The organism is uncultured Cetobacterium sp. (assembly GCF_947039425.1).
Classification (GTDB): domain Bacteria; phylum Fusobacteriota; class Fusobacteriia; order Fusobacteriales; family Fusobacteriaceae; genus Cetobacterium_A.
Window position 1 is genome coordinate 1 of the sequence record NZ_CAMQYW010000057.1, and the last position, 9124, is coordinate 9124.

At 30.8% G+C, this 9124-nt stretch carries 6 protein-coding genes; all 6 read left to right on the plus strand.

Annotation, left to right across the window (positions count from 1 at the left end; translation table 11 throughout):
* A partial coding sequence (locus tag Q0V09_RS04845; protein ID WP_297487426.1) for a S1 RNA-binding domain-containing protein occupies positions 1–424 on the plus strand: 424 nt, incomplete at its 5' end.
* Positions 425–427: 3 nt separating this feature from the next.
* A complete protein-coding gene (locus Q0V09_RS04850) occupies positions 428–2767 on the plus strand; it encodes an ATP-binding protein (protein WP_297406769.1) in 2340 nt (779 codons plus the stop codon).
* On the plus strand, positions 2767–5562 hold the full coding sequence (gene ileS / locus Q0V09_RS04855) for an isoleucine--tRNA ligase (RefSeq protein ID WP_297487428.1): 2796 nt from the start codon (positions 2767–2769) through the stop codon (positions 5560–5562). Before Q0V09_RS04850 ends, ileS begins: the two co-directional genes overlap by 1 nt.
* A gap of 20 nt (positions 5563–5582) precedes the next feature.
* Complete coding sequence (gene lspA, locus Q0V09_RS04860) at positions 5583–6041, plus strand: signal peptidase II (RefSeq protein WP_297406407.1); 459 nt, start codon at positions 5583–5585, stop codon at positions 6039–6041.
* 11 nt (positions 6042–6052) lie between these two features.
* Entirely contained in the window at positions 6053–6922 is an 870-nt protein-coding gene (gene glyQ, locus Q0V09_RS04865; protein WP_297406408.1) for a glycine--tRNA ligase subunit alpha, read from the plus strand.
* Positions 6923–6945: 23 nt separating this feature from the next.
* Positions 6946–9021 (plus strand): glycine--tRNA ligase subunit beta, encoded by a 2076-nt coding sequence (gene glyS / locus Q0V09_RS04870; protein WP_297487430.1) that lies wholly within the window; start codon positions 6946–6948, stop codon positions 9019–9021.
* The last annotated feature ends 103 nt before the right edge of the window (positions 9022–9124 follow it).

The following is a 9124-nucleotide window of genomic DNA, read 5'->3' on the forward strand; positions in this document are numbered from 1 at the left end:
GCTTAACTCTGTTGGATACTCATTAAAAGAGTATTCTAAAGATTTACAAGGAGCAAAAGAAGCTTTAAAAGGACTTAGTTCTTTTACAACTGAAACAGAAAAAGATATATATGAAGCTTTAATAAAAGAGAGAAGAGATCCAAGAGATAGTCTACCTAAACCACTTTTAAAGTCAGATATATTAAATATAGATAATCTTCAACCAGGAATGGAACTTGAAGGAACAGTTAGAAATGTTATAAAATTTGGAGCCTTTATAGATATTGGTTTAAAAAATGATGCCTTACTACATATTTCTGAAATTTCAGACAAATTTATAGATGATCCAAGCAAAGTATTATCTGTTGGTCAGATAATTAAAGTAAAGATCAAAGATATAGATAAAGAGAGAGAAAGAGTAGGATTAACAAAAAAGGGGATGTAATTAATGAGGATGAGAAAAGATTCATTGCTAATCAAAATAATATTTTACAATGATATAGCAATAATATTAACCTCAATTTTAATTGCCTCAGTTGTAATCTTCACATCTTTTCAAGAGATGGAAAGAAGAATAGATGATATAACAAAAAATAAAATGAAGTTACTAATAAGTAACTATGAATCATATTTTAGTGAAGTTAGAAATGATGTTTATAAAGAGATAGGAAAACACCATATTTCAACTGGAAGTCAAGAGATAGCAGAGGAATTAAAGTATAATCTTTTAAGAGCAGATTTTAAAAACTACTATAATTCAGTTGTAACTCTTTTATCAGCAAATGGGACTTTGTTAGGAGAGTATGGGAATGAAGGTTCTTTAGGAACTCTAAATGATAGTAATATAAAAATTCTTTTAAATAATGCAAGAAAAAAAGAATTTGAAGAGGAAGGGTATTATCTAGCTAGAATAGGTAGAAGAATATATTCTAGGGTGATAATTCCATATGGAGATGAAAAGACAACTAATTATGTAGTTGTTTCAACACCAATAAATGAGGGGTTTTTAAAATCTCTTAAAGAGGGACTTAACTTAACCTCAAAAGATAAGGTTATATTTTTATCTGACTGGAAATCTCCAAGAGCTCTTCAAAGTAAGGATTTTTTTCTTCCCGGAGTTTATAAAGAGATTTTAAGAAAAGATTATAAAACTTATTATTTTAATAAAAATATAAGAAATAGATCATTCTATATTGGAATATATAATTTAATAGGGTATGATGAAAACTATTTAGGTAGTTTTGTTTTAGCAGTTTCTAAAGAGAAACTTACTGAAGAAAAAATGATGACAGCTATATATATTGGAATTTTAGTATTCTTAGTAATGTTACTTAGTTCGACTATATCAAGTAAAGTGTTTAAAAAATTACTATATCCTTTAAGTGAAATAGCTGATATGGCAGATAAAATATCTGCTGGAGAAAAGGTAAGTCATATAAAAATTATAGGAGAGGGAGAGATAAAAGCCCTTTCAACATCTTTAAAAGAGATGATAGAAAAACTTGATACAGCTCAGAAGAATATGCAAAATCAAAATCAAGAACTTGTTAGAAATATAGATAGAATTGAAGCTATTGATAAACTATTAATGGGAATGAATATGGAGACAGATACATATGAAACTATAAAAAAACTAGTTTGTGGTTTTACATCAGAAGTTGGTCTTGGTTATAGTAGAGCTATGTATTTTAGATATAGTAGAGAAAATGACTATTTAATTGGTGAAGAAGTATCTGCAAATAGAAGTTTAAATGGAGAAACACAAAAAGGATTTAAGTTTCAAGTTAAAGATTTAAAAGAGTTAGTGCTCTTTACAAAGGTATCTATAAAAGAGGAAAATCTTTTATCTAGAGCTTTTAAAGAGCAGAAAATAATTTATAAAAATGACTCTGGATATAAGTATGACTTGGGAAATGATCTTTTAAAGGCAATTGGACTTAAAAATTTCTTTATTTTTCCAATACATGGTGCTGGAAAATATTCTGGGGTAATATTAGTTGATAATTATACTAAGGATATTCAAATTAATAAAGAGGAGTTAGAGCTTTTAAATTTACTAGCAATAAACTTTTCAATAGGAATAAATAATAAAGAGACAACAATTGAAACTTTAGAAGAGCAAAGAGTTTCTACAATTGAGAAATTAGCAACAAGATTTCTAAAGTTAAGAGGAGAGGTTGTAGAGAGATTAATTGATTGTTTAAAAGCTGAAAATTCAGGTGAAAAAATAATTAGTGAACTTTCTAAAATTGAACCATATTTAGAGAGAATTAAAGATGATAACACAGCCCTTAGAGAATACACAGGACTGGTTGATAAAATATATGATAGAATTAGTTTAGAAAAACTAATAAATGAAGTTTTAGAAAAATATAAAGCTAAGTTTGATATGGATAAAATATCTGTTTCTTTTTTCAGTTCAACAACAGGAACAATTTTTGGAGAGAGAAGAGGAATGGAAAAAGTTATAAAAGAGTTGCTTGATAACTCATATAACTCCCTGATGACTAAAAAGCATAACAGAAGAATCGACATTATTCTTTCTAAAAGAAAGATTCATGAAAAAATAGAATTAAAGGTAATTGATAATGGAATAGGAATGTCTCCTAAGCAATTAGAGGATATATACGAACCATTTATTACTTACTCACCTCAAACACTTGGTCTTGGACTTTTCTTTGTTCAAAAGATAATAAGAGAGCATGGTGGAGTAATTAAACATTTCTCTGAAGAGGGAAAAAGTACAGAGGTCAAAATAACATTAAACGTATATAAGGAGGAAGTGTAGTGGAAGAAAAAGATTATGGTAAAACGTTAAACCTTCCAAAAACAAGTTTCCAAATGAGGGCAAACTTACCAACGAAGGAACCTAACATTTTAAAGATGTGGGAAGAGCAAAAAATATATGAAAAAGGATTAGAAAAGGGTGGAGAGTCATTTATTCTTCATGATGGACCTCCATATGCCAATGGTGGAATTCATATAGGTCATGCCTTAAATAAAATATTGAAAGATATAATCTTAAAATATAAAAGATTACAAGGTTTCAAAGTACCTTATGTACCTGGATGGGATACACATGGACTACCAATTGAATTAAAAGTAAGTGAAGAGTTAGGATCTAAAATGAAAGAGATGTCAGCTCTTGAAATTAGAGAGAAATGTGCTGCTTATGCTAAGAAATGGGTAGGAGTACAAAAAGAAGGATTCCAAAGACTTGGAATTTTAGGTGAGTGGGATAATCCATACTTAACTTTAAATCCAGAATATGAAGCAAAACAATTGGAAGTATTTGGTGAGCTTTATGATAACGGATATATATTCAAAGGATTAAAGCCAATTTACTGGTCTCCAGTAACAGAAACAGCTCTTGCTGAGGCTGAAATTGAGTATAAAAATGTTAAATCACCATCAATATATGTAAAAATGGAAGCTAACAAAGAGCTTTTAGAGAAAATAGGAATGACAGATACAACTTACCTAGTTATCTGGACAACAACTCCTTGGACTTTACCTGCAAATACAGGAATCTGTTTAAATGGTGAGTTTGAATATGGAGTATATGCTACAGAGAAAGGAAACTTAATCTTAGCTAAAGCTCTTGCTAATAAAGCATTTGCTGATATTGGAATTGAAAATGTTGAATTAATAAAAGAGTTTGTAGGATCAGATATTGAGAATTTAACATACAAACACCCATTCTTAGATAGAATTGGAAAAGTAGTTTTAGGAACTCATGTTACAGCTGAAGCTGGAACTGGAGTAGTACATACAGCTCCAGGACATGGTCAAGATGACTATGTTGTTGGTGTAAGATACGGACTTGATATTGTTTCACCTGTAAACAATAAGGGTGTATTAACTGAGGAAGCTGGACCATTTGCAGGATTATTCTATAAGAAAGCAAATAAGGTAATAGCTGAGCACTTAACTGAGACAGGACACTTATTAAGTTACAAAGAGTTTGAGCACTCTTATCCACATGATTGGAGATCAAAAACTCCAGTAATATTTAGAGCTACTGAGCAGTGGTTCATTAGATGTGAAGGATCAGATTTAAGAGAGAATGCTTTAAGAGCTCTTGATAATGTTAAGTTTGTACCTGATTGGGGAAGAAATAGAATAGGTTCAATGTTAGAGACTAGACCTGACTGGTGTATCTCAAGACAAAGAACATGGGGAGTACCAATTCCTGTATTCTACAATGAGGAAACTGGAAAAGAGATCTTTGAAAAAGAGATTTTAAATAAAGTAATAGAGTTAGTAAAAGTTGAAGGATCAGGAGCTTGGGTTAAATACTCTGCTGAAGAGTTAATTGGTGAAGAGTTACTTGAGAAATACAACTTAAAAGGTGTAGAGTTAAGAAAAGAAACAAATATAATGGACGTTTGGTTTGATTCAGGAGTATCTCATAGATCTGTTTTAGAAACTAGAGAGAACTTACATAGACCAGCTGACTTATACTTAGAGGGTTCTGACCAACATAGAGGATGGTTCCAAACATCTCTATTAACATCTGTAGGATCAACAGGAGATGCACCGTTTAAGATGCTATTAACTCACGGATTCGTAAATGATGGAGAAGGAAAGAAAATGTCTAAATCTGTAGGAAACGTAGTTGCACCTCAAGATGTAATTAAAGTTTATGGGGCGGATATTTTAAGACTTTGGTGTGCTTCAGTAGATTATAGCGAAGATGTTAAAATCTCTGATAATATATTAAAGCAAATGGCAGAAGCTTACAGAAGAGTAAGAAACACTGCTAGATATATTTTAGGAAACTCAGCAGACTTTAACCCTACAACAGATGCAGTAGCTTACGAGGACTTAATGGAAATTGATAAGTGGGCATTAAATAAATTAGAGAGATTAAAAAGAACAGTAACTGAGTCTTATGATAAGTATGAGTTCTATAACTTATTCCAAGAGATTCACTACTTTGCTGGAATTGAAATGTCAGCATTCTATTTAGATATTATAAAAGATAGACTATATACAGAAAAGGCAGATTCAAAAGACAGAAGAGCAGCTCAAACAGTAATGTCAGAAATCTTAGTAACTTTAACTAAGATGGTTACGCCAATCCTTTCATTTACAGCTGAAGAGATTTGGGGAACTTTACCTGAAAGTATGAAAGATTCAGAATCAGTTTTATTAACTAACTGGTATGTAAATAATGACAGCTACTTAAATGATGAGTTAGATTCTAAGTGGGAAGAGATCATTAAATTAAGAAAAGATGTTAATAAATCACTAGAGGTTGCTAGACAAGGAGAAAACAAGATAATTGGAAACTCTTTAGATGCTAAGGTTCAATTAGCTGCAACAACTGAGGAGTTAGCTAAGTTCTTAACTGAAAATAAAGAGATTTTAGAGGAAGTATTCATTGTATCTCAACTTGAAATTGTTGAATCAGCTGATGAAACATTTACAAAGGGTGAGGAGCAAGAAGCATTACTTGTAAAAGTACTTCATGCAGATGGAGAAAAATGTGAAAGATGTTGGAAATACTCAAATGAGTTAGGAACTAACTCTGAGCATGAAACAGCTTGTCCAAGATGTACATCAGCACTTATTGACTAATTATATTAAAGAGGTGAGTTGTGGTTTATATAGCTATAATTATCTTATTAGCATTAGTAGATCAACTTTCTAAATATAAAATAGACAACTGGTTAGTGGAAGGAGAGACGCACCCTGTAATAGGGGGCTTTCTCCACCTAACTTATGTTAAAAATAGAGGGATAGCCTTTGGGATATTCCAAGGAAAGTTAGATATTATATCAATAATAACAGTTATTGTTATTGTGGGAGTAGGAATTTATTTTTTTAAGAATAGAAAAACTTTTTCTATTTTTGAAAAGTTAGGTTACAGTTTTATCCTAGGTGGAGCAATTGGTAATATAATTGATAGAATTTTCAGAGGCTTTGTTGTAGATATGATTGACTTTAGAGGTATTTGGGTCTTTGTATTTAACTTAGCTGATGTATGGATAAATATAGGTGTTATTCTTATAATAATTGATAGTTTATTAGAAAATAAAAGGAAAAAGAAAAAGTAGGAGGAAGTGAAATGACATTTCAAGAGATGATATTTGCTCTTCAACAGTATTGGAGTTCAAAAGGATGTATCATTGGAAATCCATATGATATAGAGACAGGAGCGGGAACATTTAACCCTAATACATTTTTAATGTCTTTAGGACCTGAGCCTTGGCACGTTGCTTATGTAGAGCCATCAAGAAGACCAAAAGATGGAAGATATGGAGAAAATCCAAATAGAGTCTATCAACATCACCAGTTTCAAGTAATAATGAAACCATCACCAGATAATATTCAAGAGTTATATCTTGAATCATTAAAGGTATTAGGAATAGATCCATTACAACATGATATTCGTTTTGTTGAGGACGACTGGGAGTCACCAACTTTAGGAGCTTGGGGACTTGGATGGGAAGTATGGTTAGATGGAATGGAAGTAACTCAGTTCACATATTTCCAACAAGTTGGAGGACTTGAACTTGATATAATTCCAGTTGAAATAACTTATGGATTAGAGAGATTAGCTCTTTATATTCAAAATAAAGAAAATGTATATGATTTAGAGTGGGCTCCAGGAATTAAATATGGAGATATGAGATACCAATATGAGTATGAAAATTCTAAGTATGCATTTGAAATAGCTGATTTAGAAAGCCACTTTAGATGGTTTGATGACTATGAAAAAGAGGCGGATAGAGCTTTAAATGAGAACTTAGTTTTACCAGCATACGATTATGTTCTAAAATGTTCTCACGCATTTAACGTTCTTGACTCAAGAGGGGCAATCTCTACAACTGAGAGAATGTCATATATCTTAAGAGTTAGAAACCTAGCTAAGAGATGTGCAGAGGTATTTGTACAAAATAGAAAAGAACTAGGATATCCTTTATTAAAAAAATAGGATAAAGAAGAGGAGGAATGAAAGTGAGATTACTTTTTGAAATAGGAATGGAAGAACTACCTGCAAGATTCCTTGTTCAAACTCTAAAAGAGATGAAGGAGAACTTAGAGGGTAAGTTAAAAGATAAAAGAATAAAATTTGAAGATATAAAAACTTTTGGAACACCAAGAAGACTTGTTGTTTTAGTTGAAGGTTTAGCAGAAAAGCAGGAAGATTTAGATATTTTAAATATGGGTCCTGCAAAACATGTTGCCTTTGGTGAAAATGGAGAAATTTCAAGAGCTGGTTTAGGATTTGCTAAATCACAAGGTGTTGAAGCAACAGATTTAGAAATAATAGAAACTCCAAAGGGAGAGTATATTTCAGTAAGAAAGTTTATGAAAGGTGAGGAAACTAAAACTTTAGTACCTGAACTTTTAAAAGAGCTTGTACTTGAAATAAACTTCCAAAGATCAATGAGATGGGGAGTTAAAAAACTTAAGTTTGCTAGACCTATTCAGTGGTTCTTAGCTCTATTAGATTCAGATGTTGTTGAGTTTGAAATAGAGGGAATTAAAAGTGGAAGAGCATCAAGAGGACATAGATTCTTTGGTGAGAATTTTGAAGTGGCTACAATAGATGAGTACTTTGAAAAAATAAGAGCAAATAATGTTATTATTGATATTGAAGAGAGAAAAAATCTTATTAAGAAATTAATAAAAGAAAATTGTGAAAGTTCAAATGAGCATGTTTTAATAGATGAAGATTTACTAAAAGAGGTTACTAACTTAGTTGAGTATCCTTATCCAATAGTTGGAACATTTAACTCAGACTTCTTAGAGGTACCTCAAGATGTATTAATTATATCTATGCAAGTACACCAAAGATATTTCCCAATTTTAGATTCTGAAGGAAAGCTATTACCTAAGTTTGTAGTTGTAAGAAATGGTATAGAGAACTCTGATGAAGTAAGAAAAGGAAATGAAAAAGTATTATCTGCAAGACTTGCAGATGCAAGATTCTTCTATCATGAAGATTTAAAGAAATCTTTAGTTGAAAATGTAGAAAAACTTAAAAATGTAGTGTTCCAGAAAGATTTAGGAACTATATATAATAAAATAGAGAGAGCACAAAAAGTTGCTGACTATTTAGTTGATGCGATTGGAATGGAAGAGAGAAAAGAAAATGTTCTAAGAACTCTTTTACTTGCAAAAGCCGACCTTGTTTCTAATATGATTGGAGAGAAGGAGTTTACAAAACTTCAAGGATTTATGGGAGCAGATTATGCTATTAGATCTGGAGAGGATGAATTAGTAGCTAAAGGAATAGAGGAGCACTATTATCCAAGATACCAAGGTGACGTATTACCTAAAGGAATAGAAGGAATAGTTGCAGGAATCTGTGATAGACTTGATACTCTTTGTGGATGTTTTGGTGTAGGAATTATTCCAAGTGGTTCTAAAGATCCATTTGCACTAAGAAGATCAGCTTTAGGTATTGTAAATATAATATTAGATGCTAATTTAAATATATCTTTAGAAGCTTTAGTTGAAAAAGCTCTAGATACATTAGAAGAAACTGGAGTATTAAAAAGAGATAAGGCTGAAGTTAAAAAAGAGGTTATGGAGTTCTTTAAACAAAGAGCACTTAACGTATTTACAGATATGGGATATGCTAAAGATGTGGTTTCAGCTGTTGTTGATAAAAACTACAATAACTTAGTTGATACTCTTTTAAGAATAAAAGCTGTAGATGAGTTTACAAAAATGGATGATTTTAATAACTTAGTTGCTCTTATGAAAAGAGTAGGAAATATATCTAAAGGTTTTGAAGGGGATGTAGTAAATGCAGAACTTTTAAAAGAGGATGTAGAGAAAGAGTTATTTGAAAAATCTAATGAAGTTGCTCATAATGCAGAGATTAAATTATCAGAAAAAGATTATATAGGTTACTTAAATGTAATTTTATCAACTGAAGATGTAATTAATAGATATTTCGAATCAATTATGGTTATGGATAAAGATGAAGCTATTAAAAACAATAGACTTTCTCAATTAAATTATATTTCAGGAATCTTCAACAAGATAGTAAACTTAGCTTTAATTGAAGAGAAAAAATAATAATTTTAACAAAAAAATTGACAAAGTAGTATAAATAATATATACTAAGTACATAAATAAAACAAATAAATAAATGTTATAAACCAAGCAAAAAAAATCGAAG